At 71.9% G+C, this 23,321-nt stretch carries 21 protein-coding genes, 1 tRNA gene and 1 other RNA gene; 7 read left to right on the plus strand and 16 right to left on the minus strand.

What is annotated here, in order from left to right:
* Positions 1-36 precede the first annotated feature (36 nt).
* Positions 37-1,926, plus strand: a complete 1,890-nt coding sequence (locus tag FHS38_RS33730; RefSeq protein WP_373301879.1) for a S9 family peptidase — start codon at positions 37-39, stop codon at positions 1,924-1,926.
* On the opposite strand, the gene FHS38_RS33735 is transcribed toward FHS38_RS33730, so the two are convergent.
* The 10 genes from FHS38_RS33735 to ffs form a co-directional block, all read right to left on the minus strand.
* Positions 1,823-2,692 (minus strand): SURF1 family protein, encoded by an 870-nt coding sequence (locus tag FHS38_RS33735; protein ID WP_184740231.1) that lies wholly within the window; start codon positions 2,690-2,692, stop codon positions 1,823-1,825. The two genes, FHS38_RS33730 and FHS38_RS33735, sit on opposite strands and share 104 nt — an antisense overlap.
* A gap of 162 nt (positions 2,693-2,854) precedes the next feature.
* Positions 2,855-4,111: a hypothetical protein gene (locus FHS38_RS33740; RefSeq protein WP_184740233.1), complete on the minus strand. Its 1,257-nt coding sequence runs from the start codon at positions 4,109-4,111 to the stop codon at positions 2,855-2,857.
* Positions 4,108-4,683 (minus strand): SigE family RNA polymerase sigma factor, encoded by a 576-nt coding sequence (locus FHS38_RS33745; RefSeq protein WP_184740235.1) that lies wholly within the window; start codon positions 4,681-4,683, stop codon positions 4,108-4,110. Before FHS38_RS33745 ends, FHS38_RS33740 begins: the two co-directional genes overlap by 4 nt.
* A gap of 355 nt (positions 4,684-5,038) precedes the next feature.
* The gene (locus tag FHS38_RS33750; protein ID WP_184740244.1) at positions 5,039-6,130 is read right to left on the minus strand and encodes an aspartate-semialdehyde dehydrogenase; all 1,092 of its coding nucleotides are present in this window, start codon (positions 6,128-6,130) and stop codon (positions 5,039-5,041) included.
* On the minus strand, positions 6,127-7,398 hold the full coding sequence (locus FHS38_RS33755; protein WP_184740246.1) for an aspartate kinase: 1,272 nt from the start codon (positions 7,396-7,398) through the stop codon (positions 6,127-6,129). Before FHS38_RS33755 ends, FHS38_RS33750 begins: the two co-directional genes overlap by 4 nt.
* Positions 7,399-7,715: 317 nt before the next feature.
* Positions 7,716-8,372, minus strand: coding sequence for a DUF5063 domain-containing protein (locus tag FHS38_RS33760; protein ID WP_184740248.1), 657 nt, complete (start codon positions 8,370-8,372; stop codon positions 7,716-7,718).
* Positions 8,365-8,964: a recombination mediator RecR gene (recR, locus tag FHS38_RS33765; protein WP_130878400.1), complete on the minus strand. Its 600-nt coding sequence runs from the start codon at positions 8,962-8,964 to the stop codon at positions 8,365-8,367. Before recR ends, FHS38_RS33760 begins: the two co-directional genes overlap by 8 nt.
* 89 nt (positions 8,965-9,053) lie before the next feature.
* Positions 9,054-9,395: a YbaB/EbfC family nucleoid-associated protein gene (locus tag FHS38_RS33770; RefSeq protein WP_130878401.1), complete on the minus strand. Its 342-nt coding sequence runs from the start codon at positions 9,393-9,395 to the stop codon at positions 9,054-9,056.
* Between the two features lie 164 nt (positions 9,396-9,559).
* Positions 9,560-11,920 (minus strand): DNA polymerase III subunit gamma and tau, encoded by a 2,361-nt coding sequence (locus tag FHS38_RS33775; protein ID WP_184740250.1) that lies wholly within the window; start codon positions 11,918-11,920, stop codon positions 9,560-9,562.
* 89 nt (positions 11,921-12,009) lie between these two features.
* Positions 12,010-12,104: signal recognition particle sRNA small type (ffs, locus tag FHS38_RS33780), an RNA gene on the minus strand.
* A 132-nt stretch (positions 12,105-12,236) separates the two neighbouring features.
* Here ffs and FHS38_RS33785 point away from each other — a divergent pair.
* Positions 12,237-12,321 (plus strand) — tRNA-Ser (locus FHS38_RS33785).
* A 71-nt stretch (positions 12,322-12,392) separates the two neighbouring features.
* Here FHS38_RS33785 and FHS38_RS33790 read toward each other — a convergent pair.
* Both FHS38_RS33790 and FHS38_RS33795 read right to left on the minus strand, forming a co-directional pair.
* Positions 12,393-13,709: an MFS transporter gene (locus FHS38_RS33790; protein WP_184740252.1), complete on the minus strand. Its 1,317-nt coding sequence runs from the start codon at positions 13,707-13,709 to the stop codon at positions 12,393-12,395.
* Positions 13,706-14,944, minus strand: a complete 1,239-nt coding sequence (locus FHS38_RS33795) for an aminotransferase class V-fold PLP-dependent enzyme (protein WP_184740255.1) — start codon at positions 14,942-14,944, stop codon at positions 13,706-13,708. The genes FHS38_RS33790 and FHS38_RS33795 overlap by 4 nt, the downstream gene beginning before the upstream one ends.
* Here FHS38_RS33795 and FHS38_RS33800 point away from each other — a divergent pair.
* Positions 14,943-16,364: an aminotransferase-like domain-containing protein gene (locus tag FHS38_RS33800; RefSeq protein ID WP_184740257.1), complete on the plus strand. Its 1,422-nt coding sequence runs from the start codon at positions 14,943-14,945 to the stop codon at positions 16,362-16,364. The genes FHS38_RS33795 and FHS38_RS33800 overlap by 2 nt on opposite strands.
* Before the next feature lie 238 nt (positions 16,365-16,602).
* Here FHS38_RS33800 and FHS38_RS33805 read toward each other — a convergent pair whose 3' ends face one another.
* On the minus strand, positions 16,603-17,244 hold the full coding sequence (locus FHS38_RS33805) for a TetR/AcrR family transcriptional regulator (RefSeq protein WP_184740259.1): 642 nt from the start codon (positions 17,242-17,244) through the stop codon (positions 16,603-16,605).
* A gap of 103 nt (positions 17,245-17,347) precedes the next feature.
* Here FHS38_RS33805 and FHS38_RS33810 point away from each other — a divergent pair, with 103 nt between their 5' ends.
* Together FHS38_RS33810 and FHS38_RS33815 are read left to right on the plus strand one after the other, a co-directional pair.
* On the plus strand, positions 17,348-17,494 hold the full coding sequence (locus tag FHS38_RS33810; RefSeq protein ID WP_184740260.1) for a hypothetical protein: 147 nt from the start codon (positions 17,348-17,350) through the stop codon (positions 17,492-17,494).
* A 50-nt stretch (positions 17,495-17,544) separates the two neighbouring features.
* Positions 17,545-17,937 (plus strand): VOC family protein, encoded by a 393-nt coding sequence (locus FHS38_RS33815; protein WP_184740262.1) that lies wholly within the window; start codon positions 17,545-17,547, stop codon positions 17,935-17,937.
* A 22-nt stretch (positions 17,938-17,959) separates the two neighbouring features.
* On the opposite strand, the gene FHS38_RS33820 is transcribed toward FHS38_RS33815, so the two are convergent.
* A complete protein-coding gene (locus FHS38_RS33820; protein WP_184740264.1) occupies positions 17,960-18,850 on the minus strand; it encodes a LysR family transcriptional regulator in 891 nt (296 codons plus the stop codon).
* A 134-nt stretch (positions 18,851-18,984) separates the two neighbouring features.
* Between FHS38_RS33820 and FHS38_RS33825 the strand changes: the two genes are divergently transcribed.
* Together FHS38_RS33825 and FHS38_RS33830 are read left to right on the plus strand one after the other, a co-directional pair.
* Positions 18,985-20,418 carry an MFS transporter gene (locus FHS38_RS33825; protein WP_184740266.1) on the plus strand — a complete coding sequence of 478 codons (1,434 nt, stop codon included), beginning with the start codon at positions 18,985-18,987 and terminating at the stop codon, positions 20,416-20,418.
* A gap of 99 nt (positions 20,419-20,517) precedes the next feature.
* Positions 20,518-20,883, plus strand: coding sequence for a PH domain-containing protein (locus FHS38_RS33830; RefSeq protein ID WP_184740268.1), 366 nt, complete (start codon positions 20,518-20,520; stop codon positions 20,881-20,883).
* A 35-nt stretch (positions 20,884-20,918) separates the two neighbouring features.
* On the opposite strand, the gene dacB is transcribed toward FHS38_RS33830, so the two are convergent.
* Both dacB and FHS38_RS33840 read right to left on the minus strand, forming a co-directional pair.
* The gene (dacB, locus tag FHS38_RS33835; protein ID WP_184740270.1) at positions 20,919-22,526 is read right to left on the minus strand and encodes a D-alanyl-D-alanine carboxypeptidase/D-alanyl-D-alanine endopeptidase; all 1,608 of its coding nucleotides are present in this window, start codon (positions 22,524-22,526) and stop codon (positions 20,919-20,921) included.
* 155 nt (positions 22,527-22,681) lie between these two features.
* Complete coding sequence (locus tag FHS38_RS33840) at positions 22,682-23,248, minus strand: helix-turn-helix domain-containing protein (protein ID WP_184740272.1); 567 nt, start codon at positions 23,246-23,248, stop codon at positions 22,682-22,684.
* Between the last annotated feature and the right edge of the window lie 73 nt (positions 23,249-23,321).

Here is a 23,321-nt window from a genome sequence, read left to right on the forward strand (position 1 = left end):
GGCACGTTGTCGCCCGTTCGGCGCAGAATGGGGGGCATGACTGAGAGCAACGGGCCCCAGCGGGGCGACGGGTCCATGCGGGCCGACGGGTCCATGCCGGATTGGGAGAGGCGCTTCCGGGCGCCGCGGGTGGGGCTGCCGAGGTGGGCGGAGGACGCCCCGGACCGGTCGCTGTTCACGTCGAACGTGACGGGCACCTTCGAGCTGTACGCGTGGGACCGGGCGACGGGCGCGCAGCGGCAGGCGACCGACCGGCCGAACGGCACGACGGGCGGCCTGCTCTCCCCGGACGGCGAGTGGATCTGGTGGTTCTCGGACAAGGACGGCGACGAGTTCGGCGTCTGGATGCGGCAGCCCTTCCACGGCGGGCCGGACGAGCCCGCGACGCCCGGCCTCGATCCCTCCTACCCCGACGGGCTGGCCCTCGGCCGGGACGGCACGGCCGTCGTGGGGCGGTCCACGGACAAGGGGGGCTCGACGGTCCACGTCGTGCGGCCCGGGGCCGAGCCCGTGGAGATCTACCGCCACACGGAGTCCGCGGGCGTCGGTGATCTGTCCCACGACGGCACTCTGATCGCGATCGAGCACACCGAGCACGGCGACGCCATGCACTCGGCGATCCGTGTCGTCCGGGCGGACGGCACGGCCGTCGCCGAGCTGGACGACACCCGGGGCGGCACCGAGGAGCTGGGCCTGTCCGCCATGGGCTTCGCGCCGGTCGACGGGGACTCCCGGCTGCTCGTCGGGCACCAGCGGCGCGGCCGCTGGGAGCCCCTGCTGTGGGACCCGGTGACGGGCGAGGAGACGACGCTCGCCGTCGAGCTGCCCGGCGACCTGGGCGCGGACTGGTATCCGGACGGCTCCGCCCTGCTGATCGAGCACAGCTACCAGGCGCGCAGCGAGCTGTGGCGGTACGAGCTGGGGAGCGGTGAGCTGACCCGGCTGGAGACGCCCGAGGGCACGGTGTCCGGGGCGCTGCCGCGTCCGGACGGGACGGTGGAGTTCCTGTGGTCCTCGGCCGCGAAGCCGCCGGTGGTGCGGTCCACGAGTGGGCGGGTCGTGCTGGACCCGCCGGCGCCGGCCCACGGGGTGGGCAGCGCCCCGGACTCGGTGCCGGTCAGCGACGCGTGGGTGCCGGGGCCGGGCGGCGATGTGCACGCGCTGGTGCAGAAGCCCGCGGGCGAGGGGCCGTTCCCGACCGTCTTCGACATCCACGGCGGCCCGACCTGGCACGACAGCGATGCCTTCGCCGCGGGTCCGGCGGCCTGGGTGGACCACGGTTTCGCGGTCGTGCGGGTCAACTACCGCGGGTCGACCGGCTACGGCCGGGCGTGGACGGACGCGCTCAAGCACCGGGTGGGGCTGATCGAGCTGGAGGACATCGCGGCGGTGCGGGACTGGGCCGTGGCGAGCGGGCTCGCGGACCCGGACCGGCTGGTCCTGGCGGGCGGCTCGTGGGGCGGATATCTGACGCTGCTGGGCCTCGGCACCCAGCCGGACGCCTGGGCGCTCGGGCTCGCGGCGGTCCCCGTGGCGGACTATGTGACGGCGTATCACGACGAGATGGAGGCGCTGAAGGCCCTGGACCGCACGTTGCTGGGCGGCACCCCGGAGGAGGTGCCGGAGCGCTACGCCGCGTCGTCACCGCTGACGTACGTCGACGACGTCCGGGCCCCGGTCTACATCTCCGCGGGCATGAACGACCCGCGCTGCCCGATCCAGCAGGTCGAGAACTACGTGGACCGGCTGACGGAGCGTGGCCATCCGCACGAGGTGTACCGCTATGACGCGGGGCACGGCTCGCTGGTGGTGGAGGAGCGGATCAAGCAGCTTCGGCTGGAGATCGCTTTTGCGGAGCGTCATCTGAGCCGTCCGGCCGGGTCGGACCGTCCGGGCGATCCGGACCGTCCGGGTCCTCGGGGGTGATGCCGAGCGCCAGGTCCCGGGCGGCTTCCGTCTCCCGGCGGAACAGCCGGAACCACATGAAGACGACGAAGCCGGCGACGGCGAACCACTCGCCGGTGTAGCCGAGGTTCTGGAAGGCCTTGAGGTCGAGGCCGCTGCCGGGGGCCGCGGACGGGGGCACCGGGATCATGGCGCCCGATGCCTTGGGTGCGGTGATCCACGCGTCGTACACCTGGTACGGCACGAGGTTGACCAGCGAAGCCGCGCTGATCACACCGAGCTGCCCCTGGGGCAGGCCGCCGCGTGCCCGTACGCCCTTGGAGCCGACGGTCTCCGAGGACTGGAGCGCGCCGGTCACGGTGACCTGGCCGGCGGGCGGGGCGGGCACCTTGGCGGCGTCGGCCCGGGAGTTCGCGTCGCCGGGCAGCCAGCCCCGCACGACGGGCAGGGCCTTGCCACCGTCGGTCCGGAGCAGGGTCAGGACGTAGAAGCCCCTGCGGTCCTCGAGGTCCCGGTCCGGCACGAGCAGCTGGTGCGCGGTGTCGTAGCGGCCGGTCGCCGTGGCCTGACGGCCGGAGGTCTCGGTGCTCACCGGCAGCAGGTCGTGCAGCGGCTCGGCGGCGGCGGTGCGGGCGTTGTCGGCCTGCGTCTGCTGTTCACGGTGCGAGTCGACGCGCGATTCGAAGCGGCCGAGCTGCCAGCTGCCCATGAACAGACACACGGGGATGGCCAGCACGGCGAAGACGTTGATCCCCCACCAGCGGGGAGTCAGCAGGAACCGATACACACCACCACGGTACGGGCATCGATCCGCCGGGCGGCACCGGCCCCTCCCGTTCCGGGCCGGACCGCTCCGCCGGGCCCCGCTCCCGGTTCCCCGGGCCCGCCCGACCCGGCCGGCTGATCGACCGGAGGAACGCCTCGCTCGAACCGGCCCCGTGGGCGCGGGCTACGGCTTGGTGCCGAGCGGGCCGGTGCGGTAGACCGTGCCGGCGCAGGCGTCGTTGATCTTCGCGTCCGCGGCGGCGGGCTCCCCGGTGTCCGGGGTGTGGCTGACCACGACGCTCGCCGGCGGCTTCGGCTCAGGGGTGTCCTGGCCGGTCGGCTGGTCCATGGCCGTGGTGCCGGAGGCCGGGGGGGTGCTCGCGGCGGGCGACGGGGAGGCGCCGCCCCCGCCGTTGGCGCAACCGCTCGGACCGCCGCCGGACGCCGGGATCCAGGCGAACTTGACCTCGTAGGCCTGGCCGGGCTGGAGGATCACCTCGCTGGGCTCGGTGGACGGGTCGGGCAGCCCGGTCGCGGCGTCGCCGGCCGTGTGGTCCACGACGGAGACGCGGGAGGTCTCGGCGCTGCCCTGCCCGGCGACGTCGACGGCGCCCGGCCCGCCCACCGTGCACACGGCGTGGGAGACGTTGACGACGCGGAAGGAGCCGTAGACGCGGCCTTCACGGTCGGCCGCGCCGACGCTGCCCGCGCCGTTGCCGAGCTGGTTGCGGTCGCAGGTCGGCGAGGTCGCGGCGAGAGTGCTGGTGGGTCCGGGAAGGGGACCGCCAGGGGCGCCGCCCGCGTGGCTTTCGGGGCGGGCGTCCTCTCCCTTGCGCTCCTCCTTGTGCTCCTCGTCCTTGCGGTCGGCCGGGTGAGAGGAGCCCTCCTCGGGCTCGCGGCCCTCCCCGCCGCCGCTGCGCCGCCCCTCGGCGGTGCCCTCATCGGTCTGCTGGCTGCTCGCGGCGTTCGCCGGACGGTCGTCGGCGGTGCCGACGGTGGTGGCGACGCGCAGGAGCGCGGGCATGGCCGTACCCCCGAGGATCACGGCCGCCGCCACGCCGACGACGACCTGCCGACGCCGCGTACGCCGGGCGGGGACGGCACGCCGCAGATGCTCCAGCGCGTCGGCGGAAGGCTCGAGGTCGTCGACGGCGCCGTGCAGCAGCCGGCGCAGCGCCTGCTCGTCGACGTCGCCGGCGGCCATGTCGCCGTCGCTCACGCCGCCTTCGGCCGCCGTACCCGTGCCGAAGCCCTGATCGAGGTGACCGACCGGGCCGAGCTGACCGGCCTGGCCGAGCCGGCCCTCACCGGCCTGGCCCTCACCGGCGCCCTCATCGATCTGGCCGATACGACAGTCCTGGTGCTGCTGTTGGTCCTGGCCAGGCTCCTGATCCTTACGGACGTCCTGGTTCCGGCGACCGCCCGGGAAGTGGTGGTTCATGCCGGGGCCTCCATGGCGACGCGCAGCGCCGCGATGCCCCGCGAGCCGTACGCCTTGACCGAGCCGAGCGAAAGGCCCAGCGTCTCCGCGACCTGCACCTCGGTCATGTCGGCGAAGTAGCGCAGAACCAGGACCTCGCGCTGGCGGCGCTGCAGTCCACGCATCGCTTGAATCAATTGGTCGCGCTCCAGCTGTTCGTACGCGCCCTCTTCCGCGCTCGCCATATCGGGCATCGGCTTGGAGAGCAGCTTCAGCCCGAGAATGCGGCGGCGAAGCGCGGAGCGGGACAGATTGACGACAGTCTGCCGCAAATAGGCGAGGGTCTTTTCCGGGTCGCGAACCCGGTTGCGTGCGGAATGCACCCGTATGAAGGCTTCCTGCACCACGTCCTCACAGGAGGCGGTGTCGTCCAGGAGCAGGGCAGCGAGGCCGAGCAGCGACCGGTAGTGGGCGCGGTAGGTCTCGGTGAGGTGGTCGACTGTGGTGCCCGCAGCCATCGCCTCGTCAGCGTCCCCACGCTGCGGGGGTATCTGCGCGGGGCGGGCGGCGGACCAGGGAGCGATCACCGGCATGCCACCCGACGTGCGCGAACGCGGGCGCGCTGCGGCGCTGCTCCGCCTCGGGGCGGTTGCGATGCTGATGACCTCTGCCACGCCTGTTGGACACGCTTCCCCCCGTCAGGGTTGTACGCGCAAGGCACCGCGTTTGACGATGCGCCGAACGACGATGCGCCATATGCCCTCATGCGTACCAGCTCTTCCCGAATACCCCGATTTTGGTACCGCCGCGAGAGACGGCAACAAAGACGCTCCCCGCCCTGCTGTGGTTGCAGTGGGCGGGGAGCGAATCGTCGAACAGATCGTCTGCCCAGTTCAAGAGGTCCGGACCAACGACTTGATCACAGGACCTTCACACGTCCCCCAAGTATTACGGGGCCGTCAGCTCCGCCGCCACGACTTCTGCGATCTGGGCGGTGTTGAGGGCCGCGCCCTTGCGTAGATTGTCGCCGCAGACGAAGAGTTCGAGCGCATTCGGGTCGTCCAGCGAGCGCCGTACCCGGCCGACCCACGTCGGGTCGGTGCCCACCACATCGGCGGGCGTGGGGAATTCGCCCTCGGCCGGATTGTCGAAGAGCACGACCCCCGGCGCGTTGGCCAGGATCTCGTGCGCCTGGTCGACCGTCACCTCGTTCTCGAACCGCGCGTGCACGGTCAGCGAGTGCGTGGTGATGACCGGGACCCGGACACAGGTCGCGGTGACCCGCAGGTCCGGCAGCCCGAGGATCTTGCGGGATTCGTTGCGGACCTTGAGCTCCTCGGAGGACCAGCCGTCCTCCTTGAGCGAACCGGCCCACGGCACGACGTTCAATGCCAGCGGGGCCGGGAACGGCCCCGTCGTGTCGCCGACCGCGCGCCGCACATCGCCGGGCTGCGTGCCCAGCTCCGTGCCGACGACGGCCGCGAGCTGCGCGCGCAGGGTGTCGACGCCGTCCTTGCCCGCGCCGGAGGCCGCCTGGTACGAGGAGACGATCAGCTCGCTCAGCCCGAACTCGGCGTGCAGGGCCCCCATCGCCACGATCATCGACAGGGTGGTGCAGTTGGGGTTGGAGATGATCCCGCGCGGCCGCATCCGCGCCGCGTGCGCGTTCACCTCGGGCACCACCAGCGGCACGTCCGGATCCATCCGGAAGGCGCCGGAGTTGTCCACGGCGACCGCGCCCTTGGCGGCGGCGATCGGCGCCCAGCGCGCGGAGACCTCGTCGGGCACGTCGAACATCGCGACGTCGACGCCCTCGAAGGCCTCCTCGCTCAGCGCGACGACCTCGACCTCCTCGCCCCGGACGGTCAGCTTCCGCCCCGCCGAGCGCGGGGACGCGACGAGACGGATCTCGCCCCAGACGTCCTCGCGCTGCGACAGGATCTCGAGCATGACCGTACCGACGGCGCCGGTCGCGCCGACGACGGCGAGGGTGGGCTTACGGCCCGTACGCGCGGTACGGGCCGCATGGCCGTCGGTCATCGACCGGTGCCCCCGTAGACGACCGCCTCGTCGCTGTCGGTGTCCAGGCCGAAGGCCGTGTGCACGGCGCGCACCGCTTCGTTCACATCGTCGGCACGGGTGACGACCGAGATGCGGATCTCGGAGGTCGAGATCAGCTCGATGTTCACGCCGGCGTCCGACAGCGCCTCGAAGAACGTCGCCGTGACCCCGGGGTTGGTCTTCATCCCGGCGCCGACCAGCGAGATCTTGGCGATCTGGTCGTCGTAGCGCAGCGAGTCGAAGCCGATGCCGGCCTTCGTCTTCTCCAGCGCCGCGATGGCCTTGCGGCCCTCGGTCTTCGGCAGCGTGAAGGAGATGTCGGTCAGACCGGTGGACGCGGCCGAGACGTTCTGCACGACCATGTCGATGTTGATCTCGGCGTCCGCGATCGCGCGGAAGATCGTCGCGGCCTCGCCCGGCTTGTCCGGCACCCCGACGACCGTGACCTTCGCCTCGGACGTGTCGTGGGCAACCCCCGAGATGATCGCCTGCTCCATCGGCTGGTCCCCTTGCGGTTCGTTGCTGACCCATGTGCCCTTGAGCCCCGAGAAGGACGAGCGCACGTGGATCGGGATGTTGTAACGGCGTGCGTACTCGACGCAGCGGTGCAGCAGCACCTTGGACCCGGAGCTCGCCAGCTCCAGCATGTCCTCGAACGAGATCCACTCGATCTTCCGGGCCTTCTTCACGACCCGCGGATCGGCGGTGAAGACCCCGTCGACGTCGGTGTAGATCTCGCACACCTCGGCGTTCAGCGCCGCGGCCAGCGCGACGGCGGTGGTGTCGCTACCGCCGCGGCCCAGGGTGGTGATGTCCTTCTTGTCCTGGGACACACCCTGGAAACCGGCCACGATCGCGATGTTGCCCGCGTCGACGGACTGCTGGATGCGGCCCGGCGTGACATCGATGATCCGCGCTTTGTTGTGGACCGAGTCGGTGATGACTCCGGCCTGGCTCCCGGTGAACGACTGTGCCTCGTGACCGAGGTTTTTGATCGCCATCGCCAGCAGCGCCATGGAGATACGCTCTCCGGCGGTCAGCAGCATGTCGAACTCGCGCCCGGCAGGGATCGGCGAAACCTGCGCGGCGAGATCGATCAACTCGTCCGTCGTGTCACCCATCGCGGAAACCACGACGACCACCTGGTGGCCGTTCTTCTTGGCTTCCACGATTCGCTTGGCGACCCGCTTGATGCCTTCGGCATCGGCAACGGAGGAGCCTCCGTACTTCTGCACGACAAGGCCCACGTGCGCTCCTCGCAGCTATATGTAATGAGGTCGACTCAGTCTAACGAGCAGGCCGAATCCACCTCGCCAATATCACATGGTGAGACACCATGCTCACCACATGACCGGCGCGGCAGGCCGTGCGACGTCCCTGTCGCACCCGGCCGCGCCCGTTCCGCGACGGTCCCTGCCCGTATCGCCGGAGCGCACACGGGAACGTAAGCCAGGTCACACGCCGGGCCGCCGCCCGGTCGCCGTTCTCCGGCTCCCGGGCTCCCGACTTCCGGCACCCGGGCCCCTGACTCCAGGCTCCCGGGCTCCGGCTACCAGCAACCGGCTCAGATCGAGCGCAGTCCCAGCGGGCCCGCGATCTCGGCCGCCATGACCTTGCCCGCCTCCTCGGCCAGCTGCTCCTCCGCCGCGGCGTCGTCCGTGTCCAGCCCGCCCAGCTCGTCCAGCGGCTGGTCCAGACGTACGTGCGCGACGAGCGACTGCAGCGCCCGCAGCGCGGCGGTGGCGGTCGGGCCCCAGTTCGACAGGTAGGAGAACTGCCACCACCACAGCGCCTCGCTGACCCGGCCGTCGCGATAGTGCGCCATGCCGTGCCGCAGGTCGGTGATGATGTCGGCGAGGTCGTCCGAGATCCGGCACGCGACGGGCGCGCTGCGCGGCACGTACGGGTCGAACACCTCCGAATAGACGTCGACCGGGTCCAGCAGCCTCGCGAACCGCTCGCGCAGCTCGTCGACGTCCGGCTCCGGGCCCACGTCCGGTTCGTACCGCTCGTCCGGCAGGAAGTCCTCGTGGGCGCCCAGCCGACCGCCGGTCAGGATGAGCTGGGAGACCTCCAGCAGCAGGAAGGGAACGGCACTGTCGGGCTCGTCGCCTCGGGACACCTCGGCGACGGCCACGATGAAGCTCTCGATCGAGTCCGCGATCTGGACCGCGAAATCGTCCGGATCGCGCTTGGCGTCGTGAAGCGTTGCGTCAGACATCGAGAAGTCGTCTCCCTTCGAAGGCACGCCCGAGCGTGACCTCGTCGGCATATTCCAGATCTCCACCCACAGGCAGACCACTGGCCAGCCTCGTGACCTTCAAACCCATGGGCTTCACCATGCGCGCGAGGTACGTGGCCGTGGCCTCACCCTCAAGATTGGGGTCGGTGGCCAGGATCAGCTCGGTGACCGTGCCGTCCGCGAGCCGCGCCAGCAGCTCACGGATCCGCAGGTCGTCCGGGCCCACGCCCTCGATGGGGCTGATCGCCCCGCCGAGCACGTGATAGCGACCGCGGAATTCCCGCGTCCGCTCGATTGCGACGACGTCCTTGGACTCCTCCACGACGCAGATCACCGCAAGATCGCGGCGCGGGTCGGAACAGACCCGGCACCGCTCCTCCTGCGCCACATTGCCGCAGACCACACAGAACCGGACCTTCGCCTTGACCTCGGTCAGTGCGTGGGCGAGCCGGCGGACGTCGGCCGGCTCGGCCTGGAGGATGTGGAAGGCGATCCGCTGCGCGCTCTTGGGACCGACGCCGGGCAGCCTGCCCAACTCGTCGATGAGGTCCTGGACCACGCCTTCATACACGGATCGGATTCTCCTTCTGCGCTTCTTCGGTTAAGGGTGTTTCAGCGGTTGCGGCTCGCCGGTTACGGGCGGTCCGCCACCGGCCGGTCTCAGAACGGCAGACCGGGGATGCCGCCGCCGCCCAGGCCCTGGGCGAGCGGGCCCAGCTTCTGCTGCTGCAGCTGCTGGGCGGTGGCGTTGGCGTCGCGCACCGCGGCGAGGACGAGGTCCGCGAGGGTCTCGGTGTCCTCGGGGTCCACGGCCTTGGGGTCGATGACCAGTGCCTGGAGCTCGCCGGCGCCGGTGACCGTGGCCTTCACCAGGCCACCGCCCGCCGTGCCCTCGACCGGGGTCCGAGCCAGCTCCTCCTGGGCCGCGGCGAGGTCCTGCTGCATCTTCTGGGCCTGCTGGAGCAGCTGCTGCATGTTCGGCTGGCCACCACCGGGAATCACGGGTTCGCTCCTGGCTGTCGACGACGATTGCTTCGGTAGCCCGAGCCTACGTGCTCGTCGCGCGCCGCGCCCTACGCCGTCGGAAGAAGTCCGGGAGCGCCCGGGGGCGCGGGCGGCGCCATCGCGTCGCCCGCAGTCCGTCGGCCCGGGCTCCCACGCGCCGGCTACTCGTTGGCGATCTCCTCGATGACGGTCGCGCCCAGCTCGCGCACGATCAGATCGTGGCCGGTCAGCGCGGTGTCGTCGAGATCCGGGTCGTCCTCGGCGGGCATGTCGTCCTCGATCGCGACATGCGGCGGCTCGGGCTCCCGCTGCGGCTGGGACGGCTGGAACTGCCCCGCCGAGGGCCCTGCCGGGGCCTGACGCGCCTGCGGGGCGGGAGCGGCGGGCGGGGCCGCGGGGGCCGCGGCAGCGGCCTGCGCCGGCCGGGGCGCGGCGGGAGCACCGCCCTGACCGCCGGAGAAGCCGCCCGAGAAGCCGCTGGAGGCACCCGGGGTACCGGCAGAGCCGAAGCCGCCGCCCGGCCCGCCGAAGCCGCCCGGGCCGCCCCCGAAGCCACCGCCGGGCGCGCTGCCGCCGCCGGAGGGATCGACGACCAGCTCGACCTTCCACTGCACGCCGAGCGCGTCGCTGAGCGCCTGGCGGAGCACGTCCTCGCTGCCGCTGTTGGCGAAGCTGTCGCGCGCTCCCGCGTTGGAGAAGCCGACCTGGACCGTGCTGCCGTCGAAGCCGACGACCTGGGCGTTCTGGCTGAGCAGGATCCACGTGAAACGGCGGCGGTTCTTGACCGCCTCCAGGATGTCCGGCCACATCTGCCGCACCTGGGCGGGGTCACCGCTCTGCGGCGGCTGCTGGCCGTACGAGCCACCGGACGCGGCCGGGGCCGCCGCCGGGGCGGGGGCGGACGGCGCCTGCCCGGGGGCAGCGGCGGAGGGCCAGGCACCGGCCTGAGTCGCCGGGGCGGCCGCGGCCGGTGGTGCGGACGAGGCGGGAGCGGCGGGCGTGGCAGCGGACGGCCAGGCTCCGGGCTTGCCGCCGCTCGCCGTGCCATTCGCCGCGCCGCTCTCGGGGCCGACGGCCGCGGTGGGCCAGGCACCGGCCGGGGCCGCCGCAGGGGCGGCGGGCGGCTGGGCGGCCGGGGCCTGAGGCTGGGCCTGCACGGGCTGCGGCTGTACGGGCTGCGGCTCGGCGGCGGGAGCGGGGGCCACGGGAGCGGCCGGGGCCGCGGCGGGCGCGCCGGAGACCGCCGCGCGGGCGGCGGCGGGGCCGGTGAGGCCGGAGGCAGCCGCCGGGTCGTGGGCCTGCGACCCCGGGGCGTATCCCATCGCGGGACCGCCCTGCGGCGCACTCACGAAGGCACCGGCGAGGGCACCGCGCTCCAGCTTGTCGAGCCGGGCCCGCACGGACCGCTCGTCGTCGAAGGCGGCGGGCAGCAGCACCCGCGCGCAGATCAGCTCCAGCTGGAGCCGCGGGGACGTCGCTCCGCGCATCTCCGTGAGGCCCTCGTTGACCAGGTCGGCGGCGCGGCTCAGCTCGGCGGCACCGAAGACGGACGCCTGCGCCTGCATGCGCTCCACGACGTCGACGGGGGCGTCGATGAGCCCCTTCTCCACGGCGTCGGGCACGGCGGCGAGGATCACGAGATCACGCAGCCGCTCCAGCAGGTCCGCCACGAAGCGGCGCGGGTCGTTGCCGCCCTCGATGACGCGGTCGACGACCTCGAAGGCCGCGCCGCCGTCGGCGGCCGCGAAGGCGTCGATCACCGAGTCGAGCAGCGAGCCCTCCGTATAGCCGAGGAGGGACGTCGCCATGGCGTATGTCACACCGTCCTCGGCGGCACCGGCCAGCAGCTGGTCCATCACGGACATCGAGTCACGCACGGATCCGGCGCCGGCCCGCACGACCAGCGGCAGCACGCCGTCCTCGACGGGGATCGCCTCGCGGCCGCAGACCTCGCCCAGATATTCGCGCAGGGTGCCGGGCGGGACGAGCCGGAACGGGTAGTGGTGCGTACGCGACCGGATCGTGCCGATGACCTTCTCGGGCTCGGTGGTCGCGAAGATGAACTTGAGGTGCTCCGGCGGCTCCTCGACCACCTTCAGCAGGGCGTTGAAGCCCGCCGAGGTGACCATGTGCGCCTCGTCGATGATGTAGATCTTGTAGCGGCTGGAGGCGGGCCCGAAGAAGGCCTTCTCCCGCAGCTCACGGGCGTCGTCCACGCCACCGTGGGACGCGGCGTCGATCTCGATGACATCGATGGAACCGCGGCCGTTGCGCGCGAGGTCCTGGCAGGACTGGCACTCGCCGCACGGCGTGGGCGTGGGGCCCTGCTCGCAGTTCAGACAGCGGGCGAGGATGCGCGCGCTGGTCGTCTTGCCACAGCCGCGCGGACCGCTGAACAGATACGCGTGATTGACCCTGTTGTTGCGCAGCGCCTGCTGCAACGGGGTGGTGACATGCTCCTGCCCGATGACCTCTGCGAAGGACTCGGGGCGGTAGCGGCGGTATAGCGCGAGGGACGACACACCTACGACGATATCGGGCCGCACTGACAAGTGGTCTCGATCACAGCCCAGACCCCTGCCCGGGGCCCGCCGCGGGCCCCCCGGGAAACGCAAGGGCCCCCCACGCACCCGCCAGAGCCCACTTACCCTTGCTGCCTTCCGGCCCTGGGGGAGTTAGGTGAGATAGCGCCACGTGAGGGGCTTGCCCTCAGCCTAGCCGATCCCGGGCGCTGCTCGCGCCCTCCCCTCCCCCGAACCCTCCCCCGACCCCTCCCGGGCACCCACCTCCGAGGGAGGTGTTCGCGAGCACCCCTCAACGTCTTGTATTGTTTGCGGCGGAGGATTCGCCTAGTGGCCTAGGGCGCACGCTTGGAAAGCGTGTTGGGGGCAACCCCTCACGAGTTCGAATCTCGTATCCTCCGCACAGTGCCTCACCGGGCACTAACGAAGGCCCCGACCGGGAAACCGGCCGGGGCCTTCGTGTTTCTCCGCCTCAGCCTGCGGCCTGCCCGTCCGCAGCCGCCCTGACGGGTTCTTCCGGTGCCGTCGGCAGACCGCCGAGCCTGCTGACCGGGGACAGGACGAGTGCGATCAGTACGGCGGCGGATCCGATGGCCGCCGCGGTCAGCGCGCCATGGGCGCCGATACGGCCGGACAGCAGGCCCGCCGAGAGGCCGCCGAGTGCGCCGCCGCCGAACAGCAGGGTCCGGAAGACCGCCGTCATCCGGCCCGTCATCGACTGCGGGGTGCCGGCCTGGCGCAGGCTGACGATGATCACGCCGGCGACGCCGAGTCCGAGATAGGTGGTGAAGAAGGAGAGGACGAACATCCCCACCATCACCGGCCGGGGGCCGGCGGCCACGGCGATCAGCGTCGGGCCGATGAGAAGGGCCGACTGGGCGACCAGGTAGACCAGCCCGAGCCGGAAGCGCCGGATGACCTTCCGGGAGATCGCCGCGCCGATCACTCCGCCCACGGAGGCGGTGGCGAAGATGCCGCCGAGGGTCGTCGGGGCCAGGTGCAGGTCACGTGTTCCGTACAGCAGGAACATCGTCCACACGGTGACCATGGAGAAGTTGCAGCAGAACCCTATGAGCGCAAGGGACCGCAGGACCGGGTTCTTCAGGACCCAGCGCAGACCGTCCCGGAGCTCGGTCGGCAGGTGCCGGCGTACGGCCGAGGGCCGGGGGCGGGGCTCGGGGGTGCGGATGAGCAGCAGTGAGGCCAGGGACACCAGATAGGAGAACGCGTCCACGATCAGCGCCACGGGTGCGGTCAGGGCGCCGATCAGGACACCGGCGAGCCCGGGTCCCGCCACATCGGCCGCCGATGAGCTCATCCCCGTCTTGGCGCCGGCTTCGACGTAGTGCCGGGGATCGCGCACCAGGGTGGGCACGTAGGACATCCAGCTCACGTCGAACAGCACCGAGGCGACACCGACGGCGCAGGCGATCACCAGCAGCGAGACCAGGCTGAGCGCGTCCGTCCAGTACAGGACGGGCACGAGGGCCAGCAGGACCATCCGGACGAGGTTGGCGCCGAGCATGAGCCGTCGCCGCCGGGCCCGGTCCACCCACACCCCGAAGACCAGGGCGAGACCGAGGTAGGGGACGAGTTGCAGGAAGCGCAGGACACCGACCTGCTCGTCGGTGGCGTCGAAGGCGGTGACCGCGGTCAGCGGCAGGGCGAGGTTCGTGACCTGGGTGCCGAGGAGCGAGAGTGACTCGCCGAGCCAGAACTTGAGGAAGTCGCCGTTGCGCCAGAGGCTTTCCTTCGGCGGTTCCACGGTGCGTGTCTGCGCGGCGGTCATCGCCGTCCCTGGCCGGCGAGGTCCGCGACCGCGTCGGCGACATGGTCCACCTCCTCCTCGGTGTTGTAGTAGTGCGGCGACAGGCGCAGGCACCATTCGACGCCCTTGTCCGCGAAGTCGAACTGGGCGAACTCACGGAAGCTGAGTGCCGAGTTGATGCCGCGGGCGTCCATGGCTGCCTTGAACGGCTGCGGCTGCCAGCCCTCCACTCCGAAGGTGACGAGCGCGGCAAGGCGCGGGCCACGGTCGAGCACGCGCACCCCGGGTACGGTTTCGAGCCGGTCGCGCAGCCGGGCCGCGAGCGCCGGTGTGCGCTGCTCGATGGCCTCGATGCCGACCTTGCGGGCGTAGCGCGTCGCGGCGGCGCTGCCGAGCACCGTGGCGTAGGGGAACTCCCACTCCTCGAACCGGGCCGCCGTCCCCACGGGCTCGTAGCCGCCCGGCTCGGTCCAGCGTGCGCCGTGCATGTCGATGAACAGCGGTTCGTAGCCCGCGCGCAGGACGCGGTCGGAGACGTACAGGAATCCGGAGCCGCGCGGGCCGCGGAGGAACTTGCGGCAGGTGGCGGTGAGGAGGTCGCAGCCGATCTCTTCCACGTCGATGACGAACTGGCCCACCGACTGGCAGGCGTCGACCAGGTAGAGCAGGTCCAGCTCGCGGCAGTGGCGGCCGATCCGGGCAACCGGCGAGACGAGACCCGAGTTGGTGGGGACATGGGTGGCGGACACCAGGCGGGGGCGGTGGGTCCGCATCAGCGCGGCCATCGCCTCCACATCGACCCCGCCCTCGGGTGCGTCGGGCGCATGGACGATGCGTACGCCGAACCGCTTGCGCAGGGACAGGAAGGCGATCTGGTTGGAGACGAAGTCGTCGCGGGTGGTGAGGATGACGTCGTCGGTCTCGAACGGGATCGAGGACAGGGCGTTGGCGTAGGCGTGGGTGGCGCTGCCCGCGAAGGCGATGTTGTCGGGCGTGGCGTTGATGAGGGCGGCGATCTCCGTGTAGAACTCGCGGACTTCGGCAGCCCGGGCGGCCGACGCCTCGTAACCACCCATCCGCGCCTCGAGGTTCAGATGGCCGACCATCACGTCGAGGACCGGGGCTGCCAGCAGGCCACAGCCCGCGTTGTTGAAGTGGATGACCTTCCGGCACCCCGGGGTTTCGGCCCGCAGGGCGGCGACGTCCAGCTGAAGTGCTTCCCGAGCTGATCCAGTAGCGCTATTCTCATCTCTCATGAATGACGGTAGCACTTCTGGTGAGTTGGCCGACAGTCTCCGTACGCTGCTCTCCCGGCTTTCGCCCGGCGACCGGCTGCCGAGCAGCCGGGAGTTGATCAAGGAGTACCGGGTCGGCCCCGCGACCGTGGCGCGGGCCATCGCCGCACTGGCCGCCGAGGGCGCGGTGGTGACCCGACCGGGCAGTGGGACGTACGTGGCGCAGCGCACCCGGCTCCACGACGAAGCCGCTGCCGTCGACACGGACTGGCAGACGGTCGCCCTCACCGACCGCGCCGTCGACACCCACTTGATGGCCGAGCCGCTCGGACCGTCACCGGCCGGGACGATCACCATGGACGGCGGCTATGTGCACCGCTCGCTCCAGCCCACCCGGGCCCTGAGCGCGGCGCTGGCGCGGGCGGCACGCCGTCCGGACGCCTGGGACCGCGCCCCGGCCGGCGGTCTGCCGGAGCTGCGCACCGTGTTCGCCCACATCATCGGCGGCAGTGTGGCACCGGAGGACGTGCTCGTCACCGCGGGCGGGCAGAGCGCGCTGTCGATAGCGTTCCGGGCCATCGCCGGGCCCGGCAGCCCGGTCCTCGTGGAGTCACCCACCTATCCCCGGGCGCTGGCCGCGGCCCGCGCCGCGGGGTTGCGGCCGGTGCCGGTACCGCTCGACGCCGACGGCGTACGGCCCGACCTGCTGGCCGACGCGTTCGCGATGACCGGCGCACGGCTGCTGTACTGCCAGCCGACCTACCAGAATCCGACCGGCACCGTGCTGGCACCCGAACGGCGCAGCCAGATCCTCGATGTGGCGCGCGCTTCGGGCGCGTTCGTGATCGAGGACGATTTCGCGCGGCACCTGGGACACGGCGGCCCGGTGCCGCGACCACTGGTGGCCGACGACCGCGACGGCACGGTCGTCCACGTGACCTCCCTGACCAAGCCCGCGGCACCGAGCCTGCGGATCGGGGCGCTGGTGGCCCGCGGGCCGGTGATGGAGCGCATGCGGGCGGTGCGCCTGGTCGACGACTTCTTCGTCACCCGCCCACTCCAGGAGGCAGCGCTGGAGGTGCTCAGCTCCCCGTCCTGGGAGCGGCACGTCCGGTCCCTCGGCACGGCGCTCAGGGAGCGGTGCGGCATGCTGGCCGCCGCGATCACCCAGGAGATACCCGGTGCGGCCCTGGCCGGGCTGCCCACCGGTGGACTGCACTTGTGGGTTCGCCTGCCGCCCGGTGTGGACGACACCGTGCTCACGAACGCCGCCCGGCAACGCGGCGTCGCCGTGAGCGCCGGCAGCCGCTACTTCGCCACCGAGCCGCCGGCGGCTCACCTGCGGGTCGGGTTCGCCGCCACCGCCGACCACGCCGAGCTGACCGAGGGGGCACGTCGACTGGGAGCCGCGCTTGCGGATCTCGGCCCCAGGCAGGAGTGAGGCGCATGAAAGGCATCGGCCCGGGGGCCCCGGCTCGCATCCGGACCCTCCCGGCGACCCCGGGGCGCCGTCAGGCGGTCGCGCCGCGCAGGCGGGCCCCAGCCCGTCGAGGAGGGGCTGGAGGCCGAAGTCGAACACCACGGCCGCTGTTCGACCGGATGCCTGTCGGCGACGGGCTACGCGCCCCGACCGGGAAACCGGCCGGGGCCTTCGTGTTTTCCCGCCCGGGGCGGAGCCGTCAGGCCGTCGCGGCGGGGAAGTCGCCGAGGCAGTCGGCGAGGAGGCCGAAGACGTGCGCCGCCTCCGGGGCCACCGTGGCCGCGATGCGGTCGTTGGGGTGACCGGCCAGGGTGAGTTCCTGGATGCGCTGGAACAGCAGACGCTGGGCGGCCGCGAGGAGGGCCGCGGCGGCCCGGGGGGCGATGGCCGGGCTCGCGTCGGGGGCGGCGTCCGCGAGGGCCGCGGCGAGGGCCTCCTCCCGCTGGTCGTGGAGGTCGCGCAGCCGGGCGGTGAGGGTGGGGCTGTCGGCGATCATGCGGGCGAACTCCGGGCCGGCGAAGCCCGCGACGGGGTCGCGCCGCTCGAGTGCGGTGCCGAACTCCCGGCGCAGCGCGGCGAGGGCGGACTCGCCGTCGGCCCGGCCGGTGACGGCGCGAGCCAGGCTCGCGGTGAATTCCTCGTGGTGGTCGAGGGCCAGGTCCTCCTTGCGCGGGAAGTAGTTGGTGACCGTCTTCTTGGCGACCCGGGCCGCGGCGGCGATCTCGGCGATGGTCGTCTGCTCGAAGCCCTGCTCGATGAAGAGCCGGGTGGCGTGGTCGGAGATCAGCTGCCTGGTCTCCTGCTTCTTGGACTCGCGGAGTCCCGGTGTCTCGATACCCATGAGGAAATCTTACATCCGTAGCAAAATTATGCTTGACGTATCTCGTGCGCTCTACGTAAAGTTACGTCCGTCGCAAAAATCGCCTCAGCGAAAGAGAGTCCGCATGCGAAGGATCGACACCGCCAAGCTCGCCGCCGCCCAGGGCACCGGCCCGGCCCCCACCACCCGCCGCCTGACGCGCGACCTGCCCCGCACCGGCCGCAGGACGGCCGTCCGCACGCAGCACCAGGCGCCGCGCCGCACCTACTGACCCACCCCGCCCCGAACCCGCCCTGCCCCGAACCCCGCCGAGGAGCTGCCGTGAACGTCTCCGTCTCCACCCTTTCCCTGACCGTCGCCGATGTGGAAGCCTCCCGTGACTTCTTCACCACCCACCTCGGCTACCGGGTGGCCATGGCCGACGACGGCTTCGCGTCCCTGACCCGCGACGACGCCGCCGTCGACATCGTGCTGCTCCGCCAGGGCATCGAGGTCCTCCCGGCCGAGCAGCGCGACCAGCGCGCGTCCGGCCTGATCGTCGCCTTCACGGTCACCGACCTCGCGGCGGAGGAGGAGCGACTGCGAAGCGGAGGCGCGCCCATCACCATGCCGCTGCGCGAAGAGCCCTGGGGCGAGCGCCTCTTCCAGACGACCGACCCCAACGGCGTCGTCATCCAGCTCGTCGAATGGGTCCAGGCCTCCCCCGACGCCTGAGGGATCCGCGCCCGGCCCCGGGCTACGCCCCCGTCGCCGCCTTCAGCGCCGCCCGGGCGAAGGCCCGGACCGCGCTCGTGTTGTCCGCGGCCCGCCAGACCAGGCCGTAGCCGATGGGCTCGGCGTCCGCGAACGGGACGTAGGCGACGCCGGGCCGGGCGTGGTACGTGGCGGTGTGGGCCGCCGACAGCAGGGCGCCCTTGCCGCCCGCGACGAGCGTGAGCGCTTCCTGCATGTTGGTGACGGCCGGGCCGCGGGCGATCGGCCGGCCGCCGGGCGTGTGCGTCGGGGCATGCTGTTCCAGCCAGTAGTCCGGGACTTCGCCGTCGACGGTCAGCAGCGGCACGGCGGACAGGTCCTCCAGCGACACCGCCGCCCGCGCGGACAGCGGGTGGCCCGCGGCGATCGCGAGCACGCGCTCCTCCGTGAGCAGGGCGGGCCCCTCCCCCAGGTCGTGCTCGCGCACCGGGAACTCGGTGAGCTGCACGTCGAACTCGCCCTTGCGCAGCTGTCCGTACGGGTCCGACAGCGGCACTTCGCAGATCTCCACGGCCAGCCCGGGGTGGCTGGTGTGCAGCGCCTCCGCCGCCTTCAGCACGATCTCCCCGGCCGGCGGGGTGGAGAAGCCGACGTGCAGCACCCCGTCGATGCCGCGCGCGGTCGCCGTGGCGCGGGCGACGGCGGCCCCGATCGCGCGGTGGTGCGGTTCGAGGTCGTCGCGCAGTTGCCGGCCGAGGGCGGTGAGGGCCACGCGGCGGCTCGTGCGGGCGAACAGCGGGGCACCGACGCGGCGTTCCAGGCGCTGGACGAGCTGGCTCACCCTGGCCCGGGACAGCCGCATCCGGTCGGCCGTGCGGCCGAAGTGCAGCTCCTCGGCGAGGAGCAGAAAGCACTCGAGTTCATCGCGTTCCACGGCCGCCCCCTTTGGCCTACGGATCGGTAAGCCCGGCTGAACGAACGTTGCGATCTTCGCCGTTGTTCCCCCGTGGTGCCTGGCCGAGGGTGGTGGAACCGACCGCTTCCCCACACCACCACCGAGGAATTCAGATGAGTGCGCTGAGCCCGCGCAGCTGGGGCGTGCTGTTCGTCCTGTGCGGCGCCATCTTCCTGGAGGGCATCGATGTGGCCATGCTCAATGTGGCCCTGCCGTCCATCCGTGCCGATCTCGGCATGTCCACCGGCGAGCTCCAGTGGGTCATGAGCGCCTACGTCCTCGGCTACGGCGGCTTCATGCTGCTGGGCGGCCGGGCGGCGGACCTCTTCGGCCGCCGCCGGATGTTCGTCCTCTGGCTCACCGTCTTCCTGCTGTTCTCCGGGCTCGGCGGGCTCGCCACCGAGGGCTGGATGCTGATCGTCGCCCGGTTCGTCACCGGGGTATCCGCCGCCTTCATGACCCCGGCGGGGCTGTCCATCATCACCACGAGCTTCGAGGAGGGGCCGCAGCGCAACAGGGCCCTGTTCATCTACTCCGGCACCGCGGCGGGCGGCTTCTCGATCGGCCTGGTCGTCGGCGGGCTGCTCACCTCCGTCGGCTGGCGGTGGGTCTTCTTCGCACCGGTCGCGCTGTCCTTCCTGATCCTCGTCACCGCGCTCGTGCTCGTACCGAAGTCGCCGCGCCCCGAGCGGACCGGGCAGGGCGTCGACCTGCTGGGCGGGGCCACCGTCACGGCCGCCGTCGTGCTGCTCGTCCTCGGCGTCGAGCGGGCCGCCCACACCGGTGTCGGCTGGACCCTCGGCACGCTCGGTGCGGGCCTGGTCTCCCTGGCCGCCTTCGTCGCCGTCGAACGGCGCTCGTCCTCACCGCTCGTACGCCTCGGCCTCTTCCGCTCCGGCTCCCTGGTCCGCGCCAACCTCATCGGGCTGCTCTTCGCCGCCGGGTTCTTCGGCTTCCAGTTCCTGGTGGTGCTGTATCTGCGGGAGCTGCGCGGCTGGTCGACGCTTCGAACGAGCTTCGCGATGATCGTCATCGGCATCGACGCGGTCCTGTCGCCCACCCTCACGCCCAAGCTGGTCAACCGGTTCGGCAACGCCCGGGTGATCTTCGGCGGGCTGCTGCTGGCGGCGCTGTCGTACGCGCTGTTCCTGCCGGTCGGCGCCGACTGGACGTACCCGGCGATGTTCCCGAGCCTGATCGTCCTCGGGCTGGCCTTCGCGCTGGCGTACGGGCCGCTGACCATCGTGGCGACCGACGGCGTCAAGGAGGAGGAACAGGGGCTGGCCGGCGGTCTGCTCTACACCTCCTTCCAGTTCGGCGCGGCGCTCGGCCTCTCCGCCGTCACCGCGGTGAACGTCGCCGCCACCGGCTCGGACGCGCCCGCGGCCCTGCTCGACGGCTACCACGCCGCGCTCGTCGTCCCGCTCGCCGCGGCCCTGCTGGCCGCGCTCGTCGGCGCCTTCGGGCTGCGGTCCCGGGCGGGCGGCAGCCGGGCGGTCGCGTCCGGCGCCACCGCCGAGTGCGCCGAGGTGTCCGTGGCGCCCTGAACACCGCTGCCGGGCAGCACGCTCCGGCACGGGAATCGCCCGTGCCAAAGCGCCCTATACAGTGTTGAGACAGTCGAGTTCGATAAACGGGGGGCCGACATGGGTCTGTTCGGGAACGCGCACACCGTCGATCCGGTGTCGGCGCAGCAGGAGTACGCGCGGCTGCTGGGGCACGGCGAGCAGGTGCACGCCGCCTACCTGCTGATTCGCGACACCATGCTCTTCACCGACCGTCGGCTCGTCCTCGTCGACAAGCAGGGGATCACCGGCAAGAAGGTGGAGTACCACTCCATTCCCTACCGGAGCATCACGCACTTCGCGGTGGAGACCGCCGGTCACTTCGATCTCGACGCCGAGCTCAAGATCTGGCTTTCCGGCAGCCCCACCCCGATCCAGAAGACCTTCACCAAGGGTGTCGACATCTACGAGGTGCAGGCCATCCTGACGCAGTTCGTGGCGCGGTAGCCGGGCGGCGCCGAACCGCCCGGCCACCGGGCGGCTCAGCGCCGCCAGGCCGCGTTCCGTTGGAGGTACGCGGCGATGTCGGCCATGTCGTTCAGGATGCCCAGGAGGCCCTGGATGTCGCGCGCCGAGGCGCCGTTCACGCCGACGAAGAACACGTCGTAGTGCCCCTCGCGCGTCTCCAGATACCCGGCAAGGGTGTCCCCGCCCACGGCCAGGCGGTTGTTCAGCGCGTCGGCGCCCGCGAAGGTGCCCGGCTTGGCGAAGACCTTGCCCCGGGCGGGGCAGTGCCGGCAGTTGTCCGCGAGGGATCCGTCGACGCCCAGGACGGGCAGCGCCTCGCGGAAGCGCCGTGCCTCGGACGTGTGCTGCCAGTACGTCAGGATCTGTGTGAGGGCGCGGGGCGTGGCGCGGTCGTTGGGGTTCCCGCCCCGGCCGTCGGCCAGCTGCACCGCCTTGCGGTCCACGTGCGCGCGCTTCAGGAACTTCGCGAGGACGGGGAATCCGTCCTGGCAGTCGGTGCTTCCCGCGTGGACGGCCATCAGGCAGATCCCGAGGTTCGCCCCGAGGTTGTGGCTGACCTTGAAGATGAGCTTCGCGTACTGCGCGTAGGGCGGTGAGGTGTACCGGGCCACCTTGGGTGCGCCCCGGTAGGAGTGCGGCAGCTTGCCCGTCGGGTTGGGGGCCACGGTCTTCGCGCGGACGTCGACCCCGGCCCGTTCCAGTGCCTGGATCAGGGCGGTGCGGCCGAAGGCGTTCGGGTCCTTGACGTCCGACACCCGCAGGACCGGGGCGGAACGGGCGGCGATGGTGCCGGACAGCCGGATGCGGGTGCCGTCGGCGGAGGTCGTCACCTTGATGTCGGTGGGTTTACCCGCCGCCACCGTCTTGACGGTGGACGTCACGCGGTAGGGCGCGACCTTCGGACGCCAGTCGAGACGGGCCGCCTGACCGGCGTGGCGGCCCGGCGTGGTCAGCAGATCGATGACGTTGTCATTGATGATCAGCGGCGTGGGCGTCGGCTCCAGCGTGGTGTCGCGGTGGAACAGCCGGGGGTCGACGACCACGTCGCCGTCGACGTGCCGGATGCCCGAGGCGCGCACCTGCCGGGCCAGCCGGTTGATGCCGGCCAGCGGGTTCTGCGGGGTGAGGGTCGCTCCGGGAACGTCGTTGGCGTAGGTGTGGTCGATGTCGGTGTAGGCGACGGTGCCGTTCGCGCGTGTTCGGCCGCCGAGGGTCAGATCGCCCTGGGCGACCAGGTCCAGATCGCCCTTGAGGGTCGCCCCCCGGCGTTTGCCGACGGCGTGCACCGGTGTGACGAAGCGGTGACCGCCTCCGAGGGTGCGCCAGGTGCCACTGACGCTGAAGAGTTTGGCCGCGGAGCCGGGGATGAAGAACTGGTCGGCGTTGCGGGAGTGCGTCACCTCGCCGCTCTCCGGGTCCTGCTGGAACAACCCCCACCGGGCGTGCCGGTACGAGGGCTTGTCCATGATGGAGGAGATGCGGGGGTCGAGGTCGTGGTCCTTCCCCGACGGGGCGGGCGTCGCCCGGGCGAGGCCGGTCGCGGTGAGGCTGCCGGCCAACAGGAGGCCCAGGGTGCTGAGGACGCGCCGTCGGCTCCGGCGTCGCGTGGCGGCTGGTGACATACGGACTCCACCGGTGGTGTGAGGATGCGCGAGGGCCCGAAATGGGCGCTTTGAGGGTATTGCTCGCGATCACCGGCGGGGCGCGGCACGGCGGCCGTATCCCCCGGACGCCCCAACTCGCGCGACCGGGCGCCCGGAGCGGCGCGGACCTGGCGTTACGCGCCGTGCGGCTTCGCGCGGACGTGCATCCGTTCGCCCTGCGGTCCGAACAGGCTGATGACCTCCACCGGCGCCTCCCCGGTGCTCCCGAACCAGTGCGGCAGCCGGGTGTCGAACTCCGCGACCTCCCCCGCCGTGAGCACGGTGTCGTGGTCGGCGAGCACCAGCCGCAGCTTCCCGCTGAGCACGTAGAGCCATTCGTACCCCTCGTGCGTGCGCGGCTCGGGCGTGCTGCGGGCGGCGGCGATGACCATCTTGAACGCCTGGAGCCCGCCGGGCTGCCGGGTCAGCGGCACCACCGTCGAGTCGCCGCGCCGGATCGGCTTCAGCCTCACGCGCGGGTCGCCGACGGGCGGGGCGCCGACCAGCTCGTCCAGGGGCACCTGGTGGGCGTGCGCGATCGGCAGCAGCAGCTCCAGGCTCGGCTTCCGCAGCCCGGACTCCAGCCGCGACAGCGTGCTGACGGAGATGCCGGTGGTCTGCGACAGCGCCGCGAGGGTGCAGTTGCGCTGTCGGCGGATGTGTTTGAGCCGCGCTCCAACGGCGGCGAGCACGTCTTCCATTCCCCTATTGCAGGAATGGCAACAAGGTTTGTCAATCGCGCGACGCGGGGCGCAGGGTCGGCGCCAGAAGTGG

The organism is Streptomyces netropsis (genome assembly GCF_014203545.1).
In the GTDB taxonomy this organism is placed as follows: Bacteria; Actinomycetota; Actinomycetes; order Streptomycetales; family Streptomycetaceae; genus Streptomyces; species Streptomyces netropsis.

Excerpts from the sequence above, each read along its gene's own strand:
- FHS38_RS33730 (WP_373301879.1), top strand. The coding sequence starts at position 37 with ATGACTGAGAGCAACGGGCCCCAGCGGGGCGACGGGTCCATGCGGGCC.
- FHS38_RS33740 (WP_184740233.1), bottom strand. The coding sequence starts at position 4,111 with ATGAACCACCACTTCCCGGGCGGTCGCCGGAACCAGGACGTCCGTAAG.
- FHS38_RS33745 (WP_184740235.1), bottom strand. The coding sequence starts at position 4,683 with ATGCCGGTGATCGCTCCCTGGTCCGCCGCCCGCCCCGCGCAGATACCC.
- FHS38_RS33750 (WP_184740244.1), bottom strand. The coding sequence starts at position 6,130 with ATGACCGACGGCCATGCGGCCCGTACCGCGCGTACGGGCCGTAAGCCC.
- FHS38_RS33760 (WP_184740248.1), bottom strand. The coding sequence starts at position 8,372 with ATGTCTGACGCAACGCTTCACGACGCCAAGCGCGATCCGGACGATTTC.
- FHS38_RS33790 (WP_184740252.1), bottom strand. The coding sequence starts at position 13,709 with ATGACCGCCGCGCAGACACGCACCGTGGAACCGCCGAAGGAAAGCCTC.
- FHS38_RS33800 (WP_184740257.1), top strand. The coding sequence starts at position 14,943 with ATGAATGACGGTAGCACTTCTGGTGAGTTGGCCGACAGTCTCCGTACG.
- FHS38_RS33795 (WP_184740255.1), bottom strand. The coding sequence starts at position 14,944 with ATGAGAGATGAGAATAGCGCTACTGGATCAGCTCGGGAAGCACTTCAG.
- FHS38_RS33805 (WP_184740259.1), bottom strand. The coding sequence starts at position 17,244 with ATGGGTATCGAGACACCGGGACTCCGCGAGTCCAAGAAGCAGGAGACC.
- FHS38_RS33810 (WP_184740260.1), top strand. The coding sequence starts at position 17,348 with ATGCGAAGGATCGACACCGCCAAGCTCGCCGCCGCCCAGGGCACCGGC.
- FHS38_RS33825 (WP_184740266.1), top strand. The coding sequence starts at position 18,985 with ATGAGTGCGCTGAGCCCGCGCAGCTGGGGCGTGCTGTTCGTCCTGTGC.
- FHS38_RS33830 (WP_184740268.1), top strand. The coding sequence starts at position 20,518 with ATGGGTCTGTTCGGGAACGCGCACACCGTCGATCCGGTGTCGGCGCAG.
- dacB (WP_184740270.1), bottom strand. The coding sequence starts at position 22,526 with ATGTCACCAGCCGCCACGCGACGCCGGAGCCGACGGCGCGTCCTCAGC.
- FHS38_RS33840 (WP_184740272.1), bottom strand. The coding sequence starts at position 23,248 with ATGGAAGACGTGCTCGCCGCCGTTGGAGCGCGGCTCAAACACATCCGC.